The organism is Microbacterium sp. VKM Ac-2870 (genome assembly GCF_015350795.1).
GTDB lineage: Bacteria > Actinomycetota > Actinomycetes > Actinomycetales > Microbacteriaceae > Microbacterium.
Genome location: NZ_JADKSH010000004.1, coordinates 236,613 through 258,139, shown reverse-complemented (window position 1 = coordinate 258,139; position 21,527 = coordinate 236,613). Strand labels below are relative to the sequence as shown.

The 21,527-nt window shown below is 67.8% G+C and carries 19 protein-coding genes, 3 tRNA genes and 1 pseudogene; 10 read left to right on the top strand and 13 right to left on the bottom strand.

Annotated elements, in window-relative coordinates:
• The 3 genes from ftsH to tilS all read right to left on the bottom strand — a co-directional run bounded on the left by ftsH (position 1) and on the right by tilS (position 3,661).
• Complete coding sequence (gene ftsH / locus ITJ43_RS11875; RefSeq protein WP_194584058.1) at positions 1-2,010, bottom strand: ATP-dependent zinc metalloprotease FtsH; 2,010 nt, start codon at positions 2,008-2,010, stop codon at positions 1-3.
• 68 nt (positions 2,011-2,078) lie between these two features.
• On the bottom strand, positions 2,079-2,630 hold the full coding sequence (gene hpt / locus ITJ43_RS11870) for a hypoxanthine phosphoribosyltransferase (RefSeq protein ID WP_194584057.1): 552 nt from the start codon (positions 2,628-2,630) through the stop codon (positions 2,079-2,081).
• A gap of 32 nt (positions 2,631-2,662) precedes the next feature.
• Positions 2,663-3,661, bottom strand: a complete 999-nt coding sequence (gene tilS / locus ITJ43_RS11865; RefSeq protein ID WP_194584056.1) for a tRNA lysidine(34) synthetase TilS — start codon at positions 3,659-3,661, stop codon at positions 2,663-2,665.
• 234 nt (positions 3,662-3,895) lie between these two features.
• Here tilS and ITJ43_RS11860 point away from each other — a divergent pair, with 234 nt between their 5' ends.
• Positions 3,896-4,429 (top strand): inorganic diphosphatase, encoded by a 534-nt coding sequence (locus tag ITJ43_RS11860; protein ID WP_194584055.1) that lies wholly within the window; start codon positions 3,896-3,898, stop codon positions 4,427-4,429.
• A gap of 70 nt (positions 4,430-4,499) precedes the next feature.
• On the opposite strand, the gene ITJ43_RS11855 is transcribed toward ITJ43_RS11860, so the two are convergent.
• Positions 4,500-5,897 carry a peptidoglycan DD-metalloendopeptidase family protein gene (locus ITJ43_RS11855; protein WP_194584054.1) on the bottom strand — a complete coding sequence of 466 codons (1,398 nt, stop codon included), beginning with the start codon at positions 5,895-5,897 and terminating at the stop codon, positions 4,500-4,502.
• 273 nt (positions 5,898-6,170) lie between these two features.
• On the opposite strand from ITJ43_RS11855, the gene ITJ43_RS11850 reads away from it, so the two are divergent.
• From ITJ43_RS11850 to ITJ43_RS11840, 3 genes are all read left to right on the top strand, one after another.
• Positions 6,171-6,243 (top strand) — tRNA-Glu (locus ITJ43_RS11850).
• A gap of 27 nt (positions 6,244-6,270) precedes the next feature.
• Positions 6,271-6,344, top strand: a tRNA-Asp gene (locus ITJ43_RS11845).
• 81 nt (positions 6,345-6,425) lie between these two features.
• Positions 6,426-6,498 (top strand) — tRNA-Phe (locus tag ITJ43_RS11840).
• Positions 6,499-6,577: 79 nt separating this feature from the next.
• On the opposite strand, the gene ITJ43_RS11835 is transcribed toward ITJ43_RS11840, so the two are convergent.
• Together ITJ43_RS11835 and ITJ43_RS15425 are read right to left on the bottom strand one after the other, a co-directional pair.
• Complete coding sequence (locus ITJ43_RS11835; protein WP_194584053.1) at positions 6,578-7,720, bottom strand: tyrosine-type recombinase/integrase; 1,143 nt, start codon at positions 7,718-7,720, stop codon at positions 6,578-6,580.
• A 527-nt stretch (positions 7,721-8,247) separates the two neighbouring features.
• Complete coding sequence (locus tag ITJ43_RS15425) at positions 8,248-8,517, bottom strand: alpha-L-rhamnosidase C-terminal domain-containing protein (RefSeq protein WP_194584052.1); 270 nt, start codon at positions 8,515-8,517, stop codon at positions 8,248-8,250.
• 27 nt (positions 8,518-8,544) lie between these two features.
• Here ITJ43_RS15425 and ITJ43_RS15350 point away from each other — a divergent pair.
• Positions 8,545-8,625: pseudogene (locus ITJ43_RS15350) on the top strand (TetR family transcriptional regulator); the annotation flags it as partial.
• The gene (locus tag ITJ43_RS11825; RefSeq protein ID WP_323741220.1) at positions 8,626-9,012 is read left to right on the top strand and encodes a hypothetical protein; all 387 of its coding nucleotides are present in this window, start codon (positions 8,626-8,628) and stop codon (positions 9,010-9,012) included.
• Positions 9,013-9,079: 67 nt separating this feature from the next.
• Here ITJ43_RS11825 and ITJ43_RS11820 read toward each other — a convergent pair whose 3' ends face one another.
• Together ITJ43_RS11820 and ITJ43_RS11815 are read right to left on the bottom strand one after the other, a co-directional pair.
• Complete coding sequence (locus ITJ43_RS11820; RefSeq protein WP_194584051.1) at positions 9,080-10,489, bottom strand: aldehyde dehydrogenase family protein; 1,410 nt, start codon at positions 10,487-10,489, stop codon at positions 9,080-9,082.
• Between the two features lie 106 nt (positions 10,490-10,595).
• Positions 10,596-11,198: a TetR/AcrR family transcriptional regulator gene (locus tag ITJ43_RS11815; RefSeq protein WP_194584050.1), complete on the bottom strand. Its 603-nt coding sequence runs from the start codon at positions 11,196-11,198 to the stop codon at positions 10,596-10,598.
• 71 nt (positions 11,199-11,269) lie between these two features.
• On the opposite strand from ITJ43_RS11815, the gene ITJ43_RS11810 reads away from it, so the two are divergent.
• From ITJ43_RS11810 to ITJ43_RS11795, 4 genes are all read left to right on the top strand, one after another.
• Positions 11,270-13,243, top strand: coding sequence for a primary-amine oxidase (locus tag ITJ43_RS11810; RefSeq protein WP_194584049.1), 1,974 nt, complete (start codon positions 11,270-11,272; stop codon positions 13,241-13,243).
• Position 13,244: 1 nt separating this feature from the next.
• Positions 13,245-13,718, top strand: a complete 474-nt coding sequence (locus ITJ43_RS11805; RefSeq protein ID WP_194584048.1) for a hypothetical protein — start codon at positions 13,245-13,247, stop codon at positions 13,716-13,718.
• Between the two features lie 124 nt (positions 13,719-13,842).
• Positions 13,843-15,498 carry an amidohydrolase gene (locus ITJ43_RS11800; RefSeq protein ID WP_194584047.1) on the top strand — a complete coding sequence of 552 codons (1,656 nt, stop codon included), beginning with the start codon at positions 13,843-13,845 and terminating at the stop codon, positions 15,496-15,498.
• Positions 15,499-15,523: 25 nt separating this feature from the next.
• Positions 15,524-17,044 (top strand): GMC family oxidoreductase, encoded by a 1,521-nt coding sequence (locus tag ITJ43_RS11795; protein WP_194584046.1) that lies wholly within the window; start codon positions 15,524-15,526, stop codon positions 17,042-17,044.
• Between the two features lie 61 nt (positions 17,045-17,105).
• Here ITJ43_RS11795 and ITJ43_RS11790 read toward each other — a convergent pair whose 3' ends face one another.
• From ITJ43_RS11790 to ITJ43_RS11775, 5 genes are read right to left on the bottom strand one after another with little or no spacing between them, the layout of a single operon-like run.
• On the bottom strand, positions 17,106-17,798 hold the full coding sequence (locus tag ITJ43_RS11790; protein WP_194584045.1) for an ABC transporter ATP-binding protein: 693 nt from the start codon (positions 17,796-17,798) through the stop codon (positions 17,106-17,108).
• Positions 17,795-18,472, bottom strand: a complete 678-nt coding sequence (locus ITJ43_RS15135) for an ABC transporter ATP-binding protein (RefSeq protein ID WP_323741216.1) — start codon at positions 18,470-18,472, stop codon at positions 17,795-17,797. The genes ITJ43_RS11790 and ITJ43_RS15135 overlap by 4 nt, the downstream gene beginning before the upstream one ends.
• A 28-nt stretch (positions 18,473-18,500) precedes the next feature.
• Positions 18,501-19,379 (bottom strand): branched-chain amino acid ABC transporter permease, encoded by an 879-nt coding sequence (locus ITJ43_RS15130; protein WP_323741215.1) that lies wholly within the window; start codon positions 19,377-19,379, stop codon positions 18,501-18,503.
• Positions 19,380-19,410: 31 nt separating this feature from the next.
• Positions 19,411-20,268: a branched-chain amino acid ABC transporter permease gene (locus ITJ43_RS11780; RefSeq protein WP_194584044.1), complete on the bottom strand. Its 858-nt coding sequence runs from the start codon at positions 20,266-20,268 to the stop codon at positions 19,411-19,413.
• A 56-nt stretch (positions 20,269-20,324) separates the two neighbouring features.
• Positions 20,325-21,500 carry an ABC transporter substrate-binding protein gene (locus ITJ43_RS11775; protein WP_194584043.1) on the bottom strand — a complete coding sequence of 392 codons (1,176 nt, stop codon included), beginning with the start codon at positions 21,498-21,500 and terminating at the stop codon, positions 20,325-20,327.
• Between the last annotated feature and the right edge of the window lie 27 nt (positions 21,501-21,527).

Here is a 21,527-nt window from a genome sequence, read left to right as displayed (position 1 = left end):
CTAGGCGGTGGCGGGGCGCGCCTGCCCGCTCGGTCGGCGCTGCGCCGCGGTGTGCGCGGCCGGCGCGTCCTCGGCGACGGATGCCGCAGCCAGCCCTGCCTCGTCCTGACGGCGCGGAACGTCGACCGGCGGCAGCATCGACACGGGGCGTTCGTCGCTGGAGAGCCACTGCGGGCGCGGCGGGAGCTTCTTCACGTCGCTGAAGATGTCGGCGAGCTCGAGGTGGTCGAGCGTCTCCTTCTCCAGCAGCGCGAGCGCCAGCTTGTCGAGAATGTCGCGGTTGGCGTTGATCACCTCGTAGGCCTCGTTGTGGGCCTGCTCAATGAGCGCGCGCACCTGCTGGTCGACGCGCTCGGCGATGCGCTCGGAGAAGTCACGGCCATGGCCAATGTCGCGGCCCATGAAGACCTCGCCCGACGACCCGCCCAGCTTGACCGGGCCGACGTCGGTGGTCATGCCGTACTCGGTGACCATCTTGCGGGCGATGCCGGTGGCCTTCTCGATGTCGTTGCTCGCCCCGGTCGTGGGGTCGTGGAAGACGATCTCCTCGGCGACGCGGCCGCCCATGGCGTAGGCGAGCTGGTCCTGCAGCTCGTTGCGCGTGACGGAGTACTTGTCCTCCAGCGGCAGCACCATCGTGTAACCGAGAGCCTTGCCGCGCGGAAGAATCGTGACCTTCGTGACGGGGTCGGTGTTGTTCATCGCCGCCGCCGCGAGGGCGTGACCACCCTCGTGGTACGCGGTGATGAGCTTTTCCTTGTCCCTCATGATGCGCGTGCGACGCTGGGGGCCGGCGATGACGCGGTCGATGGCCTCGTCGAGCGCGCGCATGTCGATCAGCTGCGCGTTGGAGCGCGCCGTCAGCAGCGCGGCCTCGTTAAGCACGTTGGCGAGATCGGCACCCGTGAAGCCCGGGGTCTTGCGGGCGATGACAGCCAGGTCGACCGACGGCGACAGCGGCTTGCCCCGGCCGTGCACTTCGAGGATGCGCTGGCGGCCCTTGAGGTCGGGGGCGTCGACACCGATTTGGCGGTCGAAGCGTCCCGGACGCAGAAGCGCCGGGTCGAGGATGTCGGGACGGTTGGTCGCGGCGATGACCAGCACGGAGACCTTAGGGTCGAAGCCGTCCATCTCGACGAGCATCTGATTGAGCGTCTGCTCGCGCTCATCGTGACCGCCGCCCATGCCGGCGCCGCGGTGACGGCCGACGGCGTCGATCTCGTCGATGAAGATGATCGCCGGAGCGTTCTCCTTGGCCTGGTTGAACAGGTCGCGCACGCGGCTGGCACCGACGCCGACGAACATCTCGACGAAGTCGGAGCCCGAGATGGCGTAGAAGGGCACCCCGGCTTCGCCGGCGACGGCGCGGGCGAGCAGGGTCTTACCCGTTCCGGGAGGGCCGTACAACAGCACGCCCTTCGGGATGCGGGCGCCGACGGCCTGGAACTTGGCGGGGTCCTTCAGGAAGTCCTTGATCTCCTGCATCTCCTCGATGGCCTCGTCGGCACCGGCGACGTCGGCGAAGGTGACCGTGGGGGTCTCCTTCGTCACGAGTTTCGCGCGCGACTTGCCGAACTGCATCACCTTGCTGTTGCCGCCCTGGGCGGCCGAGAAGAAGAACCAGAAGAGCAGGCCCAGCAGCAGAATCGGGATCAGCAGCGACAGCAGGCTCTCGAAGAAGGTCGTGCGCGGAACGACATCGTTGTAGCCGTCCTTCGGGGTCGCGGCATCCACGGCCGAGACGACCTCGTTGGCGCGGGCACCCACGTAGTAGAACTGCACCTGGTTCGCGCCCTGGAAGGGAGCGGACAGGGTCATGTCGACACGCTGGTCGCCGTCGGTGTTCGTCACCTGCGTGACGGTGCCGCCCTTCAGGAGGGTGAGCCCCTCCTGCGTCGTGATCTGCTTGGCGCCGGTGAGAGTCGAGATCAGCGACATGCCGATCAGCAGGAGGGCGCCAATGAGCAACACGTAGACGAACGGGTTGCGGCTGAGCTTCTTGAAGTCCATGATCCGCTCAGGGTATCGCGCGCGGACTATGGGGCGTCTGTGCATTCGCCACAGGCGAACCCCGAGACTCAGCTGTAGACGTGCGGAGCCAGCACCGCGACATCGCGCAGGTTGCGGAAGCGCTCGTCGTAGTCGAGGCCGTAGCCGACCACGAAGTCGGTGGGGATGTCGAAGCCGACATAGCGGGAGTCGATCTCGACCTTGGCCGCTTCGGGCTTGCGCAGCAGCGCGAGGATCTCGATCGACGCGGCACCGCGCGACGCGAAGTTCTCCAGCAGCCAGCTGAGGGTCAGGCCCGAGTCGATGATGTCTTCGACGATCAGCACGTGTTTGCCGGTGAGGTCGGTGTCGAGGTCTTTGCGGATCTGCACGACACCGCTGGATTTCGTGCCGGCGCCGTACGACGACACGGCCATCCAGTCGATGACCACGTCACGGCGCAGCCGCCGCGAGAAGTCGGCCATCACCATCACCGCGCCCTTGAGCACGCCGACCAGCAGTAGTTCCTTGCCCTCGTAGTCGGCTTCGACCCGCAGGGCCAGCTCGCCGAGCTTCTCGTGGATCTGCTCCTCGGTGACCAGAACGGTGGACAACTGGTCAGCGATGTCGGCGGCGCGCATTCCTCGATTTTAGGCACGGATGCCGCGGCAGCTCAGTCGGCGGCCGTGAATACGAGCCGGGTGCCCTGGCGCTGGGCGCGGCATCCGGGGAGGTCGATCGGGCCCTGGCCGTGCCAGTCGGTGACGAGCCGCGCGACCTCCAGCGTGTGGACGCGGGTCAGGCTGACGCCGAACTCGCTCGCGACGACATGGCGGATGATGCGGTGGCGAAGCGCCGGAGGGTTCGCGGCGAGCGCGGCCACCGACACCGCGATGCCGGCCTCGGCGTGCTCGACGATATCTTCTATCGTCTCGTCGATCATTTCGGCGAAGGCGGCAGCATCCTCGCGGAGCTGGTCGCTCGTGCGGGCGAGCGCCTCGGCGACGCCCGGGCCGAGTTCGTCTTCGAGCACGGGCATGACGTCCTGCCGCACGCGCACGCGCAGGAACCGGCGGTCGAGGTTGTGCGGGTCTTCCCACGGCGGCAGGCCCGCCGCAGTGCAGGCCGCGCGGGTGGTCGCGCGCCGCACCTCGAGCAGCGGACGAAGGATGCGGATGCCGTCTTCGACGCGGTCGGGCGACATGCCTCCGAGGCTGGCCGCGCCCGACCCGCGGGCGAGGCCCACCAGCACGGTCTCGGCCTGGTCGTCGAGGGTGTGCGCGAGCATGACGGCTTCGGCGCCGGCATCCCGCGCCGCGGCGAGCAGTGCGAAGCGGCGGGCGTCGCGGGCGGCGGCTTCGGGGCCTCCATCGGTGCCGACCTCGACGCGGATGACGCGAGCGGGGAGCCCGCGGTCTTCGGCGACGGCGGCGGCGCGGGCGGCGACTCGATCGGAGCCCGGTTGCAGCCCGTGGTCGATGATCGCGGCCGATGCGGTGACGCCGGCTTTCGGTGCCTCGAAGGCGACCGCGTCGGCGAGGGCGAGCGAGTCGGCACCGCCGGAAAGACCCACCAGCACCGGTCCGCTCACGGTTGCCAGCGCCGCGCGCACCGCGCGACGGATCTCGGCGATGGCGGGGTCGAGGCTGGGGCGGTGGTCCACGACATCCACGCTAGCGACTGACCACGCGCACCACCCGCCCGACCCTGTTGCCACGCCCCACCGCGGCCGTGCGCGCGATCTGCCGTTCCGCATTCAGTCTCCGCGGCGCCGACACCGCGCGCCGGGCGCGAGATCCCGCGGCTGTTCGGCCGAGCCGCTCACACCAAGACTGAATACGGCACGCGCAACCCGCCGACTAGGCTGGATGCCGGCATCCACCAGACTCTTCGAAGGAGCACCAGCATGGGCGCATACGACGCCGTCATCGAGATTCCGCGCGGCAGCCGCGTGAAGTACGAGGTCGACCACGGCACCGGACGGGTGTTCCTCGACCGCGTGCTGTTCACGCCCATGGGCTACCCCGCCAACTACGGCTTCTTCGAGGACACCCTCGGCGAAGACGGCGACCCGCTCGACGTGCTGCTGCTGCTCGACCGCGACCTGTACCCGGGCGTCATGGCCAAGGTGCGCCCCGTCGCCGTGCTGAAGATGCTCGACGAGGCCGGCGGCGACGACAAGGTCGTGGCCGTGCTCGCGAAAGACCCGCGCTGGGCCCACATCAACGACGTCGACGACCTCGACGAGTGGACCAAGGGCGAGATCAACCACTTCTTCGAGCACTACAAGGACCTCGAGCCGGGCAAGTGGGTCAAGGTCGACCAGTGGGCCGGTGCCGACGAGGCCGAGCGTCTGGTCGCCGAAGCGTTCCAGCGTTTCCAGGACGAGGGCGCGCAGACCGCGACCCAGGGTGAGGGCCACGCCCCCAAGACCGTCTGAGGCTTTTCGCCTCGAAATGCAGAAGAGCGGATGCCGATCGGCATCCGCTCTTCTGCATTTCGGCGAGACGTCAGTAGACGTCGATGCCGTGGTCGTAGAGAACCGGCGCGGGGTCGATGCGCACACCCTGCCAGTAGACCTCGAAGTGGAGGTGGCATCCGGTGGAGGCGCCGGTGTTGCCGACGTAGGCGATGACATCGCCCGCGTTGACCCACTGACCGCGGTTGACGGCATAGCCGCCGTTGACGATGTGGGCGTAGCCGGTGACCACGCCGCCACCGTTGTCGATTTTGATGTAGTTTCCCCAGGCGTCGGTGTACTGCGCCCAGATGACCTGTCCGGATGCCGCGGCGAAGATCGGCGACCAGCATGCCGTCGCGAAGTCGATGCCGCGGTGGCCGGTGACGCAGCCGTCGGAGCCGCAGATGGTGCCGCGGTTGCCGAACCACGAGCTGATGTAGCCGGATGCCGGGCGCACCCAACCGTCGGTGCCGGGGGTGCCGCCACCGCCGCCACCGCCACCTCCCCCGCCTCCGCCACCGCCGCCACCGCCGTTGTTGGCGGCGGCTTCTTCGGCAGCCTTGCGGGCGGCTTCGGCAGCGGCCGCTTGGCGGGCTTCCTCGGCCTTGCGGGCGACTTCGACACCCGTCTGGTAGTCGGCGACCGTCTTGGCTGTGGTGTCTTGGAGGGCAGCGAGCTGCGCCTGGAGGGTGCCGAGGTACTTGTCCTGCTCGGCTAGCGCAGCCTGGGCGGCGATCGCGGCATCCTGCGCGGCCTGCATCTTCTGCTGCGCTTCCTGCTGCAGGCGGTCGCGCTCGTCGCGGGCGACCTTGGCCTTGTTGCTGAGGCTCTGCGCGTTGTTGCGGGCACTCACCGCGTCGGCGTAGACGCCGCGGTTGGCTTCGACGAGGCGGTCCATCGTGCCGAGCTTGGCGAGCAGGTCGTCGGCGCTGGCGGCAGAGCCGGAGAAGAAGAGCTCCATCGACGGGTCGTCGCCGCCGTTGCGGTACTGCTGCGCGGCGAGGCGGCCGAGCTTCTTGGCGGATTCGTCGGCGCGCGCCGACTCGGCATCCGCCTGGTTTTGCAGGGCGGTGGCCTGGTCGACGGCGACTTCGAAGGCTTCTTGCGCGGCGAGGTACTCACCGGCGAGACGGTCGGCGTCGGCCTGCTTGGCGGCGACGTCGGCCTGCAGGGCCGCGATGAGGCCCTGGATGCGGGTGACCTCGTCGGCTTTGGCGGCTTCGTTGTTCTTGGCGTTCTGGACGTCGTCCCACGACGGGTAGTCGGCGGCGAATGCCGGCGAGCTGAAGCGGAGTCCGAGGGCGCTCACCGCGCCGAGGCTGAGCATGCCGAGTCCGGCGAGTCCGAGGGCGGTGCGGCGGGTCAGCGGGCCCCGGAGGGTCGCCAATTCTTGGGCGGTCGGCGCGCAGCCGCAGTCCTCCGCCGAAGCGGCCTTATCGGTCTCCACTTCGAACCTCCGTCAATTCACGCGCGTCGACCCCCGCCATCCGACGATGGCAACACACGTCACACTAACAACATTCGTCACATTCGCCCAGAGGTTTTCTGGCGCGAAGGCGGGAGACGATCACCGCGTTCGCCTGGGGGTGAGACGGGCACGGCCAGCGCCATCCTCTCCCACCTCGAGCACTCCAGGCGGGACCCCACGCCCTCGATTTCCGATTTGCTGGGCGATCTCGTATGCTTGAGCGTCGGCAAGAACGAGCCTCCGGGTTCACCCGGCCCCATCGTTTAGTGGCCTAGGACGCCGCCCTTTCACGGCGGTAGCACGGGTTCGAATCCCGTTGGGGTCACTCTCCGACACACAACTGAATACGCATGGCCCTGTAGCGCAGTTGGTTAGCGTGCCGCCCTGTCACGGCGGAGGTCGCGGGTTCAAGTCCCGTCAGGGTCGCTCCGAGCGACGGGCCCTTTTCTTTCGAGATCGAGGGCCCTTCGTGTAGGACGCGGCAGGTTCATTACGCGCATGCCGCGCGGCTCTGTAGCTCAGTTGGTAGAGCGCACGACTGAAAATCGTGAGGTCACGGGATCGACGCCCGTCGGAGCCACTGGGACCCTCGTGAGGCTTCTACTCACGGGGGTTTCTTAATGTCTAACAGTCAGTCACCCCGCGAAAACCCCGCACATTCAGCGGAGTCGCTCGAGGTGCTCCTGCATGAGATCCGCCGCCCGCCGGCTCCCGCTCTGCTTCGACATGTAGACGTCCATCGTGAGGCTCGGGTTCTGGTGACCCAGGTACTCGGCGATGTCTCTCGCGCTCAGTCCGGCGGGATCGAGCGCCGTCGCCACGGTCTTCCGGAAGCTGTGTGTCGTGAGCTCTGGATAGCCGAGCACCTGGCGCCGCTCGCGAAGCTCACACTGAGCGTTTGACGGGTCCCGCCGGTGGAGGAGGACCGTCGGGAAGACGAGCGGAGTCAGCCCAACAAGCCGCTCCTTCCTGGCCTCCAGCATCCTGAGGGTGTCTGCCGGCAACGGCGTGGTCCTCGAGGCGGTGCTCGTCTTTCCGTAGGGCTGACGCACAACGCCCTGCTTCGGAACGCGCACGGCGATCGCTTCCATCCGCACGGTGCCCTTCTCGACGTCGACCGACTCCCATTCGAGCGCGCACACCTCCGCGATCCGCCAGCCCACGGACAGCATGAACGTGATCATGTCGACCATGTCGCGTTCGATCAGGACGTCGTCGGCGCGCACCTTCGCGAGGAACGCGGGCAGCTCGTCGAGCGGGATCGCTTCGGACCCCTTCTTGCCCGCCCTCGTGATGAGGTCGAGCTCCTTCACCGGGTTCCGTGCGATCGCACCGTTCCGAACCGCCATGCCGAGCATCCCCGACAGCACGGAGCGGCAGTTTTTCGCCGCCCCATGGCCGTGCTGCTTGTGCACGGAGCTGAGGAACGTCTGCAGCTGCGCCGGTGTCGCCTCCGCCGCCGACAGGTCGCCGATCTTCGGGATGATATGCATCTTCACCGCCGACCTATAGGTGGTGAGTGTGCCCGTCGATCGGCCGGCACCCTCCTTCTCCTCCAGGAACTGGTTCGCCAGCACCCTGAGGGGCGTCGTCGGCTTCAGTTCAGTCCCACGCCCGTTCTCGACGGTGTTCAGCGCCTCTCGCAGCTTCGCTTTGGCCTTCGCCTCCGACACGTCGAACCGCTCGACCTGCCGTGATTTGCCGTCCGAGAACCTGTAACGCGCCCGGGCGCGCCACTTGCCGCCGATCCGGGCGGTGTGGATCTCTCCGTAGCTTCCGATCGGAGTCCTAGGGCGCGCCATCGGTCAGCCGTTTTCCGCGGCAGCACCCGCGGCTGAGCCGTGCTTCACTCCGATCCAGCCTCGGCGCCTCGCCTCCGCAATCCAGCGGGTCGCTGTTCTTGCCGAGAGACCGACCGTGTCGCGCACCCCCTTGGCGGGGTTCGCACCTATTGCGGCGAACCAGACGTACACCCGAGCGAGCCAACGAAGAACGTCGTCGCTTAGCTCGCCCCCGCGCGCTTCCCGCGACGCGCGCTCTCGCCAAAGGTCCAAGTCGTTGGCGACGGCCAAGATCGCGTCTCGCTCCTCACGGAGGGTCGAGAGCTGAACAGCGAAGGGATCAGCGGAAGCGATCGCTTGAAGAATCGAAGGGAGCGAAACATCTCGGACCTGCGGCGCGGAAATTCCATCCGGAGACTCGATACCGAGGACGGTGACCCGATAGCTCTGCGACGGACCGTCTTTGCGGCTCCCGAAGGACGTGTCGCAACACATCGCGCGAAGATGGATACCTCGGGAGGCGATGCTGCCCACATCCCAGCGACAACTCAGGAAACGCGCACATCCGAGTCGCGCATCGCGACCGCGAGCGGGATCCTTAGGCTGTGGTTCCCCCCGCCGAGCTCCGCATTGAAGGCTCCGATCTCAACCTCCGCTGAGCACCCCGGCGGGACCGCAGCATCGAGAACGACTTCGTCCCCGTCGATGCTCCACGCCACCGCAGCACGGCCGTAGGGGGTCACCACCGAGGTGCGGGCACTGGTCGGCCCGAATCCAACTAGCAGTGCGATGCGTATGCGGCTGTACGCCGGACCCACCGGGGCGAGACCCGCCGTGGGCTCTCCGCCCCGCTGGAGGAGGTCGCTCGCGAGGCCGGCGTGAGCATCGGGACTCTCTACAACCGGGTCGGATCCCGGGAGGACCTCATCGACGCGGTAGTCCCCGCAGTCGCCGGCGAGAAACTCCTGGCGCTCAAGGAGCAGTCGCTGAGCCAGCCATCGCCCCGCGCACGGCTGGAGGCATTCATCGCAGGAATGATCGACCTGACGCTCAGCGATCCGGCGCTGAACGACGCCATGCTCCGTCGCTTCCCGAACGCCACCTCGCTCATCGAAGCATGCGATCGATCAACGGCCCTCGGTCAGGACCTGATCGACGATGCCCACGCCGCCGGCACCCTCTCCCGAGACTTCACGGCTGACGACCTCATGACCGTGCTGTGGATGGCCGGGACCGCAAGTCACGACCCCTCACCCCCAGCAGGCTGGCGACGAGTCGTCGACCGCAGCATCGCCGCCGCCTGGACCACCTGACCGCAGCACAATCGCTCGACGGTGGAGACGCCGGCATCGAAGGTGACTGTGCAGATGCAGCTCATGCTCAGCCGGTGATGACCTGCGGGATCGACACCGACTTGAGGCCCTCGACGCCGAACTCGAGCCCGTAGCCCGAGCCCTTCACCCCGCCGAACGGGGCCATCGGGTGGATGGTGCCGTGCTGGTTGATCCAGACGGTGCCCGACTCGATGCGCACGGCGACCTCGCGGGCCGCCGCGGGGTCGGCGGACCACACGGAGGCACCGAGGCCGGCCTCAAGGCGGTTCGCGCTGGCTATCGCATCCTCGACGTCCGTGTACTTGATGATCGGCAGGGCGGGGCCGAACTGCTCCTCGTCGACGAGCGGGTCGCCGTCTTTGAGGTCGGCCACGAGCGTGATCGGGTAGAACAGCTCGCCGAGCTCGGTGGCGGGCGAGCCGCCCGTCACTATGCGGCCACCACGCTTGCGGGCATCCTCGACGAGGTCTGAGACGATGTCGAACTGCTTCTTGTTCTGCAACGGGCCGAGCACGTTGTTCTCGTCGAGCCCGTTGCCCATCGGCATCTTCGCGGCGATGCCGGCGAGCTCTTCGATGACCTGCTCGTAGATCGAGTCGTGCACGTACAGACGCTTGAGCGCGGCGCAGGTCTGGCCGGTGTTGATGAAGGCACCCCAAAACAGGTTCTCCGCGATCGCCGCGGGGTCGGTGCCGGGCAGCACGATTCCCGCATCGTTGCCGCCGAGCTCGAGGGTGAGCCGCGCGAGGTTGTCTGCAGACGAGCGGATGATCGCCCGCCCCGTGGCCGTCGAGCCGGTGAACATGATCTTGTCGATGTCGGGGTGCGACGCCAGGCGTGCCCCGACCTCACGGTCGCCGGAGACCCCGACGAGCACGTCGGCGGGAAGCACCTCGTTCATGACCTCCAGCAGCGCGAGCACACTGAGCGGGGTGAACTCCGAGGGCTTGACCACAACGGTATTGCCCATGCGCAGCGAGGGCGCGATCTGCCAGATGGAGATCATGAGCGGCCAGTTCCAGGGGCCGATGGCGCCCACGACACCCAGGGCCTTATAGAAGAGCTGGGAGGGGTTGGCCTCGTCAGCGACAACGGTCTCGGTCTCGAGGACCGTGGCGGCGGTGGCACGCAGCCAGACCGAGCAGGCCCCGACTTCGAAGCGGGCGTTAGGCCCGTTGAGTGGCTTGCCCTGCTCGCGCGAGAGCAGTTGGGCGAGCTCTTCGGCGTTCGCGTCGATCTTGTCGGCGACGGCGTTCAGCAGTTCGATGCGCTTGGCGTGACCGAGAGCAGCCCACGCCGGCTGAGCAGCTCGCGCCGCGGCGACGGCGCTGTCGAGGTCGGCAACAGTGTGGACGGGTGCAAACCCGATCACGGCACCAGTGGCGGGGTCGTGGATCTCTCGCCCCACACCCTCCTGTGCACTCACGCGGGTAAGAAGGTCGGCCTGGTTCGACATGGGTTCTCCTCGTTGGGAACGGTCTGTCCCTCCAGCGTCCTGCATTCGCGGGGACTGCCGTTGACCGCCCGCGCACAGCAGGTGCCCGAGAGTGCACGGATTCCCGTCAGGAGGAGCGCGCCGACCGCCACGGCCGCAGCGCGTGCTGCACCAGCGACCACTGCCGCGCGGGGGCGCCGATCGAGCTGCGCACCACGTACTCGACCTGCTGGGCCGTGGCCAGCGAGAGCAACTCGTCGACGAGGTCGTCTTTGGGCACGCGCGCGACGAGCTCGTCGGCGGCCACCGCCTCGTCGATGAATCTGCCGAGCAACTCGCGCCAGGTCTCCTCGACCCGCGACTGGATCGCGCCGAGAGCGGGGAGCCCGGCCGCCCTCCCCCAGAACGTCACGACGACTGTGGCTTCGCGCTGGGTGAGTGGTGCCAGTGGAAGGATCTCGCGGAGCATCGCCTCGACGGCATCCAGGCCCGCCTCGTTGGCGGTGCGCTCCCGGATGCGCGTGGTCGTGTTCTCGAAGATGCGGCTGAAGGCGGCCAGCAGAACCGCATCGAAGTCGTCGAAGTAGTGCCAGAGACCGCCGGTCGCCACGCCGAGCTCGGCGGCGACGGCCCTGGACGTGGCCGCGGCTCCCCCGTCACGAGCGACGACGGAGAGGTAGGCATCGACTATGCGGTCACGCCTCTCGCTATGGTCGACGATCTTGGGCACCATCACATTCTGACGGGGTCTTGTTTATTGAGCAAGCGATCAATATTCTGTACCGCACGAAGGAGTGACACATGACGACAACGCACCCGCTCTCCCGCCTCAGCCCTGACGAGATCCTCCGTGCCCGGCTCATCGCCGCCGAGGCCGGAGAGGTGTCCACCTCGACAAGGTTCTCCTACGTCGCGCTCCGCGAGCCGGAGAAGTCGCTCGTGCTCGACGCGACGGCCTCCCCGCACCGCGAGGTGACGATGCTCCTCACCGATCTCGACACCCTGCGGCTGCGCACGGTGATCGTCGATCTCACCGAATCCACAGTCACCCAGGTCATCGAGATCGACCCCAGGGTCGAGGGCTTCGGCCCGACACTCGACGAGGACTTCGTCAACATCGACGACATCGTCAAGCGCGATCAGCGCTGGGTGGCGGCGATCGCCAAGCGCGGCGTCACCAACCTCGATACCGTGCGCACGGTTCCGCTGTCGGCTGGCGTCTTCGGCTACGCCGACGAGGTCGGGCGCCGGATGTACCGGGTGCTCGCCTTCCAGCAGAACTACCCGCTCGACTCGGCGTGGGCGCATCCCATCGACGGCGTTGTCGCGCACGTCGACATCGATGCCGGCGAGGTGCTGCGGGTCGTCGAGACGGCCATCGAGACCGTGCCCCAGGAGTCGGGCGACTACTTTGACCCGGCGGTCAGCGGCCCGATGCGCACGAGCCTCAAGCCCATAGTGATCACCCAGCCCGAGGGAGTGAGCTTCACCCTCGAAGACGACGTGCTGGAGTGGGAGAACTGGAGGGTCCGCATCGGCTTCAACGGGCGCGAGGGCCTGACCCTGCACCAGCTGTCGTTCCGGGACGGCGAGGAGGAGCGACCGATCGTCTACCGAGCCTCGGTCTCGGAGATGGTCGTCAACTACGGCGACCCGAGTCCCACCCACGCCTGGCAGAACTACTTCGATGTGAGCGAGTACCAGTTCGGCAGACTCGCCAACTCGCTCGAGCTCGGCTGCGACTGCCTCGGTGAGATCACCTACCTCGATGCCACAGTCGTCGATGATCTCGGCGCACCCTCGACGATCACCAACGCCATCTGCATCCACGAGGAGGACTACGGGATTCTCTGGAAGCACCGCGACGACTTCTCCGGCCTCTCGACAACCCGCCGCCAGCGCCGCCTCGTGATCTCGTTCTTCGTCACCGTCGGCAACTACGACTACGGCTTCTACTGGTATCTCTACCTCGACGGCACCATCGAGCTCGAGGCCAAGGCGACCGGCATCGTCTTCACGAGCGGCCACGACGACTCCGACTACGAGTACGCCACCCGACTCGCCCCCGGGCTCGGCGCTCCCGTGCATCAGCACATGTTCTGCGCCCGGCTCGACATGACCGTCGACGGGGTCGACAACTCCGTCGACGAGATCGACGTAGCCCGGGTCGCCACGAGCGAGTCGAACCCCTGGGGCAACGCCCTCACCCGCACCCGTACCCGCCTGCAGCGCGAGTCAGACGGCATCAGGGATGCGGCCAACCACCTCGGTCGGGTGTGGAGCATCAGCAGCGCCGAGCGCCGCAACCGCGTGGGCGAGCCGACGGCCTTCGTGCTCTACCCCGAGGGTCAGCCGGGCCTGCTGAGCGCCGACGACTCATCCTCGAGGGCGCGCGCCGGATTCGCGGCTCACGGCCTCTGGGTCACGCAGTACGAGCGCGACGAGCTCTGGGCCGCGGGCTACACGGTGAACCAGCATCCGGGCGGAAGCGGCCTGCCGCAGTACACGGCAGCCGACCGCGACATCGACGGCCGTGACATCGTGGTCTGGCACACCTTCGGCCTCACGCACTTCCCGCGCCTGGAAGACTGGCCGATCATGCCCGTCGACTACGCGGGGTTCCGGCTCAAGCCGCACGGCTTCTTCGACCGCAACCCCACCCTCGACGTGCCGGAGAACGTCTCGGCCCACGGCACCGGATGCTCGTGCGCGATGGAGTCCGGAAGCTGCAGCTGCGGGCCCGCCCACCACGGGCCCACAGGCCACGAGCACTGACGTGCTCGCTCTGCACGCCCTGGCCGCCGTCACGGCCGTGGCGTCGTGTTGCTGCCTCGGGCTCTCCCCGGGCAAGCGAGACCGCAGAGCGTGGGCACTCTCGGTGCTCATGGTCGCCGCCATGGCTGTCGGCCTGACCGGCGGCTCGATAGGCCTGATCGTGGGCGTCCTCGCGCTCGTCGCAGCGGCCCCGATCGCCGTCACCGGCGCGCGCGGCGAGCGGTCCCGCGGGCTGCACCGCGCCCTGGGCGCGCTCGCCATGGGCGCCCTCATGATCGCTGGAGCGGGCCACGGCATGATGACTGCAGGTCACTCGCACGGGTATGGAGCCGTCGTGGTCGCGGGAGTCGCCACCATGGGCGCGCTCGCAAACCTCTCGGTGCTCGTCCCGACCCGGAAGCAGGCCGCCACGCTTCCGATCGCTGGCGAAGCGCTCTTCATGGTGGCGGGAGTCGCGCTGATGGCCGCCGCCTGAATACTGTCCCGGCCGCGCCCGCATCGAGACCGGATTGCACCTCGGAGCACGGTGCTTGTCTGTCAACGAACGCCTCGACTCGCGGGGGTGCGGGGCGCACCGGCCCACGAACATACTGGCGTGCATGCTATCGAAGGCGATACCAGGGCTCATCGTGCGCAACGCGCGAATCACCACCATGGATCCGCTGCGTCCGAGCGCCACGGTACTGGTCATCCGCGGCGGGATCATTGCCGCCGTGGGCGACGACGATCTGATCGCCCGGCATTCCGACCTGGCAGTGCACGACCTGGGCGGTCGGGCGGTCCTCCCCGGCTTCATCGACGTGCACAACCACCACGCCGTTGCGGGGCGAGCCGACCTTTTCGAGCTCGTGCTGCCGGTGGACGCGACCTTCGACGAGATATTGGCCGCGGTGCGGGGATGGTCAGCGAACCTGCAGCCGGACGAGTGGGTGGTCGGCGGTAGCTGGAGCAGCACGCTCGGCACGCGCCTGAGCCATGCCGACGCCGCAGTGCTCCTCGACGAGGCGGCGGGCGGGCGCCCGGTCTCTCTCGGCGACGACAGTCACCACAACCGCTGGGCCAGCACGACTGCGCTGCGTCTCGCGGGCATCGGCGCCGCGACACCCGACCCGGCCGGCGGTCGCGTCGTCCGGGACGCTGAGACCGGTGCGCCCACGGGTTTGCTCTATGAATCTGCTGGCCTGCCGATCGAGGAGGCCCTCTCGGCGCCCCGCGCGCTGAGCTCCGATCAGCACGCGCGCAGTTCGGCGCGCGCCATCGAAATCCTGCACGGGTATGGCATCACGGGCTTTCAGGATGCTGGGGCCACCGCCGAGATCCTCGCCTCCCTTCACGACCTTGACCAGGCCGGACGATTGCAGGCGTGGGTGGTGACGAGCATGCTCATCAACGACGCGATATTCGGCGCCGACCCCGTGGGCGATGCGCTCATCGTGCAGGGAGAACGCTCCCGCAGCACGCACCACCGTCCCGACTTCGTCAAGATTTTCCTCGACGGCGTTCCCCCGACCCGCACAGGGGCCTTCCTTGAGCCCTACCTTCCCGACGACGTTCACGGAGCGCACCACCGCGGCCAGTTGGCCATGCCTGCGGACGAGCTTCTGCGCTGGTTGCTGAGCACGGCCGAGCGAGGGCTCTCGGCGAAGATCCACTGCACGGGCGACGCCGCGGTGCGGGCGGCACTCGACGCCATCGAGGCGGTGAGGGATGCTGGACACAGCGCGCCGCGCTATCAGATCGCCCACGGCCAGTTCGTCGCGGGCTCCGACATCCGCCGGTTCGCCGAGTTGGACGTCTCGGCAGACATCTCGCCCTTCCTCTGGACTCCGGGAGTGATTCCCGACGCGATCGCCGCGGTGCTGCCCGCCGAGGTTGCCGCTCACATGCATCCGAACAGGTCGCTGCTCGACGCTGGAGCTGTGGTGGCGGTCGGCTCCGATTGGCCGGTGAGCGAGAGCCCCGACCCCCTCGAGGCGATCCAGGGCCTCGTAACCCGGGCCGATCCCCACGGCGAGCACCCCGGAACCTTGTGGGCCGAACAGGCGATCACTCTGGATGAGGCGATCGCCTCGGTGACGATCTCCGCAGCGCAGGCCATGGGTGTCGACGACGTGACGGGTTCGCTCGAAGCGGGGAAGTCGGCAGACTTCATCGTTCTCGGGCGCGAACTGACGAGCATCCCGGTCTCAGAGATCGTCGACAACCGGGTGCAGGAGACCTGGTTCGCGGGCTCACGAGTGTACGAACAGCGATGAAGCAACCGATGAAGGAGACAAGCACATGACAGAGCAGTTTGATGCGATCGTGGTCGGAGCTGGATCGGCCGGCTCGGTCGTCGCACGCCGCCTCGTAGAGGCGGGCAAGCGCGTGCTCGTGCTCGAGGCCGGCGGGCAAGACGTGAATCCCGCCATCCACGACCCGGTGGGGATGGGATCCCTCTGGCACGGTCCCGAAGACTGGGACTACTACACAGTCCCCCAGGAGCACGCCGCGAACCGCCGCCTGCATCTGCCGAGAGGCAAGGTTCTCGGCGGGTCTCACGCCCTGAACGCGATGATCTGGGTGCGCTGCGCCCCCTCCGACTACGACGGCTGGGCCGCCCTTGGCAACGAAGGATGGTCGTGGGACGACGTGCTCCCCACATTCAAGGCCATCGAGAACTTCGACGGCGGGGCCTCGGAACTGCGAGGAGACGACGGACTCCTCGACGTGGTCGCGGACTACCCGCTCTCACCCATCCAGCAGTCGATCATCGATTCGGCCGTAGCCATCGGGCTCGAGCACAACCCCGACTACAACGGCGATCACCTCGACGGCGTCTCGCAGCAGCAGCTCACGATGCGCAACAACGCCCGCCTCAACACCTACATGGCGTACCTTGCCCCGATGGTGGGCGATCCGCGGCTCACGATCGAGACCGGCGCGTGGGTGCACCGGCTGCTGCTGGAGGGCACGACCGTGGTCGGTGTCGAGTACGAGCAGAACGGGGCGATCCTTCAGGCACGAGCTACCGATGTCGTACTCAGCGGAGGTGCCATCGATTCTCCGCGCGTGCTGCTGCGCTCGGGTATCGGCCCCGCCGACGAGCTCACCGCTCTTGGGATCGACGTCGTCGTCGACTCCCCCGGCGTGGGCCGCAACCTGCACGACCACCTGCTCTCGCCGGTGATCTTCGCCACGGATGCACGCGAGGTCGATCCCCCGCAGCCCGGTGTCTCCGTAACCCAGACCCATCTGTTCTGGCGCAGCCGTCCCGAGCTCGACGTGCCGGACACCCAGCCGATCAACTTCAGTGTGCCGATGTACGAAGACTGGATGCAGGGGCCCGACTCCGGTTTCTCGCTCATGGCGGGGCTCATCACGCCGTACAGCCGCGGCTCCCTCCGCCTCGCCGGGGCCGACCCTCACGACGGCCTCGACATCGACCTGGCCGCCCTCGCGGACGAGCGCGACCTCGTCGCTCTTGCCGCGTCGGTGCGCCAGTGCCGGCAGATCGGGGTGGCTGCTCCCCTCGGCGACGAATGGGGCTCGCGGGAGCTATACCCCGGTAGCGAGGTTGACGACGACGACGCATTGCGCGACTACGTGCGACGCACAGCGATCACCTATCACCACCAGGTCGGCACCTGCAAGATGGGCTCAGATGCGGAGGCGGTCGTGGATTCGCGGCTGCGAGTGCGCGGCGTGCAAGGACTGCGCGTGATCGATGCCTCAGTCATGCCCACGATCACCTCGGGGAATACGAACGCACCGACGGTCATGATCGGCGAGCGCGGCGCGCAATTCCTGCTGGCGGACTGACCTGACACACAGAGAAGGGCTCGCGCGGCGCGCGGGCCCTTCTCTCGCGCCCGGGGGGCGGTCAGGAGCCCAAGTACGCCGCGTGAAGCGTCTCGGGCGAGTCCCGCAGGACCGATGCTTCGCCGGCCCAGGTCACCGCCCCGCTAGACACCACGAGCGCGCGATCGGCGACCCCGAGAGCGAGATGGGTGAACTGCTCGACGAGGAGCACGGCAACACCCGACCGGGCAAAGGCCGTGACCACGGGCAGTAGCCGCGTGAACACGACGGGGGCGAGACCGAGCGACATCTCGTCGATGAGCAGCACTCGCGGCTTCGCGGCGAACGATCGCGCGAGCACGACCATCTGCTGCTCGCCGCCCGACAGCAGTGCCGCCGGGCTCTCCGCCCGCTTGGCGAGCTCGGGGAAGAGGTCCATGGCCTCGGCCGTGGCCGTCGCTGTACGAGCCGTCAGCCGGATGTTCTCGGCGACCGTGAGCGAGGGGAATACGGCCCTCCCCTGCTCCACGTGGATGAGACCCCGCCGGGATCGCGCCACCCGCGACATCTTCAGAATCGACCCGCCATCGAGAGTGATGTCTCCCGCCGACGGCGAGATCACACCCGAGATGGCCTCGAGCAGGCTCGTCTTGCCTGCGCCGTTGGGCCCCACGACCGCCACGATCTCGCCCGACGTCAGCTCGAGGTCGACGCCCCGGATGACCGGCCCGGCCCCTCGCGAAACAGTGACGCCCGTCAGCTTCAGAATCGTCACGACAATTCCGTCTCTCCCATGTATGCGGCGAGAACCGCCGGATCGGCCAGTACTGTGTCGCGTGGGCCATCGGCGAGGATGCGACCGAAGTCGAGCACGACGATGCGCGCGCACACGCGGCGCACGAGGTCGAGGTCGTGCTCGATCAGCACGACCGCCGAACCGAAGCGCTCGGGGATGCGCGCGATCCGCTCACCGAGGGCGATGTGCTCTTCGTGCGAGAGGCCCGCGGCTGGCTCGTCGAGCAACAGCACTCGCGGACGCGACGCCAACTGGGCGGCGACCTCCACGAGCCTACGGGTGCCCACATCGACCGCGGCAAGCGTCGTTCCCGCGGGCGGGCATCCGAAGAAGTCGAGGATCTCGGCGAGCTCGGCGGGCGCCACCCTTCGACGGGCGACGAAGCGCACATAGGCCCCCACGGTCAGGCTGGGCGGAACCCGATCCTGCTGGAAGGTGCGGCGCAGCCAGCGGCGAGCGCGGCTGGTGGGCGGCATGCCCTTCAGACCAACGCCACCGAGTGCAATACTCCCGGTGTGGCTCGGCAGGAACCCCGAGAGCGCGTCGATCATTGTCGACTTGCCCGCCCCGTTGGGGCCGATCAGCCCGATGACCTCGTTATCGCGCACCACCAGGTCGACATCGTCGAGGGCGACGACGCTGCCGAACCGCACGCCGAGCTTCTCTACCTTCAGCACAGTCTCACCGAGGGCGACCTCTGACGTAGGCGCCAGCTCCGGTAGTGCACCGATCTCGGCGGCTACCGCAGCCCGAGGCCGCCTTCCACGACGGAGCAGACCGCGCACTGTCTCTCCGAGGTTGGTCCGCGAGGTCAGAGCTTGGATGCCGAGGATAGGTGCCACTCACGATGGCGAGCACGTACAGCGCCAGGGACTGCAACGGGGTGAAGGTCGCCGGGGAAGCGAAGCCGACCTGCAGGGTCACTAGCCCACCGCTGACTCCCGCCAGAGTCGCGCTCACCGCGAAGGCCGTGAGCTTGCTGAAGCTCACGCTCGCCCCCGCGCTCGCGGTACCGCGCTCGGAGAATGCGACAGCGCGCCAACCGCTACCGACCCTGGACGCCTGCAGTGCCCACACCGCGAGCGCGAGAACGACGAGCACGATCACCGACAGGACGAAGAATGACCGGTCGGTGATGAACGGCTCTGGTTTGAGTACGCGGATGCCTGTGGTGGCGCCGGGAAACTGGATCGTCGTGATCGTCAGGTGCACCGCGGCGGCGAAGCCCAAGGTCACGACCGCGAGGTTGACTCCGCGCAGCCGGAGGGCCGGCAGGCCGACGAGCAGCCCGACGAGTCCCGCAACGACACCGCCGGTGATCATCCACAGCACACCGTTGCCGGGCGCATGGACGAAGTGCAACTGTGACACGACCCACGCGCCGATCACAGCGAATGAGAGCTGGCACAGGGCGATCATGCCGGCGCTGCCGGTGACGACGCCCAGGCCGAGCAGCGAGATCGCGGCCACCACTGCGCTCGACCCCAGGAAGACGTAGTAGCTGGGCAACAAGGCGCTCAGGGCGAATCCCCCAGCGACCGCCGCGACGGCGATGGCCACGGGAACGAGAATACGGCGCGGGGCGCCAGGCTCAGCGTGCGGCATCCCACACCTCCTTCCGCTGCGTCCACAGGAGCAAGACGACGATGGCGATGAACGGCACGAAGTACCGCACGATGGTGAGGTCGTCAGCTTGCGCGAGGGCACCGTCCACCATGCCGAGCACGAGACCGCCCACCACAGCCAGGTCGAGGCGGCGGAATCCACCGGCCAGCGCAGCCGCGGCACCGGGGATCACTGCGAGGGCGAGTGATGACGCGTCGTTCGATTGGCTTGGCGCCACGATCGAAACGACGAGAGTGGCAAGAGCACCAGTCGCGGCCCACACGCCGACGCTGAGTCGGGTGGAGCGGATGCCCACGAGCTCGGCGGTGATAGGCCGGTCGCTCAGCGCCCGAAGATGCATCCCGATCGCGGTGCGGGAAAGCAGCAGCTTGGCCAGCACCGCGATCAGCACGGCGATGATCACGAGCGCGACGGTGATCTGGCTGATGACAACGGTGCCCACGCGGAAAGCTGCGCCCGAGAGGATCGGGGTGAACGGAAGAGGCTTTGTCCCGAAAAGAATGAAGCTGAGCGCGACGAGCATGAGGAGTGCCGCCACCGAGACAGCCGACCGCACGGTGATCGACGCGTCGGCCAGCCACGTGGCAATGATGAGCCCGATGATCGCCGAGATCACGGAACCGACGACGATGCCCGCCACGGTGGAGACCACCATGGGCAGACCGAGCCCTGCGAGGGCCACCGCCGTGAACGCGCCGAACATGCCCACCGCGACCTGCGAGAAGTTCACCACTCGCACCAGGCGCGCCATGATCGTGAGGCAGACCGCGATGGTCGCGTAGAGGCCGCCGGCGGCGAGGCCAGCGAGTGCGCCCTGAATCATCGGGTTCCTTCCGAAAGAGGAGGAGGGGGCGACGGCAAGCCGCCCCCTCGGGCGAGTTAGTCGAGCAGGAACCAGTCGTCGGCTGCGGTCTCCCACTTGCCCGTGCCACTCAGGAGCTTGACCGGCCAGCCGGCGCGGTTTGAGTTGTGTGTGTCGTCCGGACCGAACACCCACGGCGTTCCCACCATGTCGTTGCTGATCGGGTCCATGCCCCGCAGCGCCTCTGAGACGGACTCGCGCGTGATATCGCCCTTGATGCCCTTGAGCACCTCGACGAAGTAGGTTGCTGCGAGGTATCCGCCCTGGCCGAAGGAGGTCAGCGGGATGTCGTTGGCCTCCATGAGCTCACGCCAGGCCGCCGTGCTCTCGCTCGACGCGTCAGTGTATGGCGCGAACTCCGCCGGTACGTACACGCCCGCGCCGGCCTCTTGCACAGCCGCAGCAAACTGCTCGCTGTAGACGGAGGTCAGGTAGAGGAAGGTCACGTCGTCCCAGCCCTGCGCGGCCGCTGCTTTGATCTGGCCGATACCGTCCGGCTCTACCGCGTTGCTGAAGACCGCGTTGCAGCCCGCCTCCTTCGCCTTGACGATGTAGGGGGTGTAGTCAGAGCCGCCGTAGGGAACTGTGTCATCGAGAAGCGTGAGCTTCTTGCCCGTATTCTTGCTCCACGCGTCGATGGCTGCCTTGTAGGCCGGCCCGCTCGATCCGACCACCTCGACGAGCGCGCAGATCTTGTCGAGACCCAGCACCTCCGAGCCGTAGGTCAGAGTCATGGTGGTGTCGCCATAGGGGCCGACGTTCACTGCTGAGACATTGGGCGACGAGAAGCAGACTTGGTCGACGCCGGTGCCCTGCACGCTCAGGATGCCCTGCTGCTCGTAATAGGCCGCGTTCACCTCGCAGTCGAGCAGGCTCGCCGAGCCCACGAGGGCCACCGCGTTCTGGCTCTCGACGATCTCACGAGCCGCGGCGGCGGCGGCGGCGGGATCGGCTTTGTCGTCGGAGATCGTGTACTCGATCTGACGGCCGTTGATACCACCGTCGGCGTTAACCTGGTCGAAAACGGCCTTCGCTGCCTGCGAGGCCTCGGGGAACTGTGCCGGGCCGCTCAGTGCGTTGACCGAGCCGACGACGATCGGTGCTGACGAGTCGCCGCCCCCGCCGCCAGCCGAACAACCGGTGAGCGCTAGTGCTGTCGCCGTGAGAATGACGACCGCTGTCTTCATCTTCATGTGCTTCCCTGCCTCGGGTAGCCATGC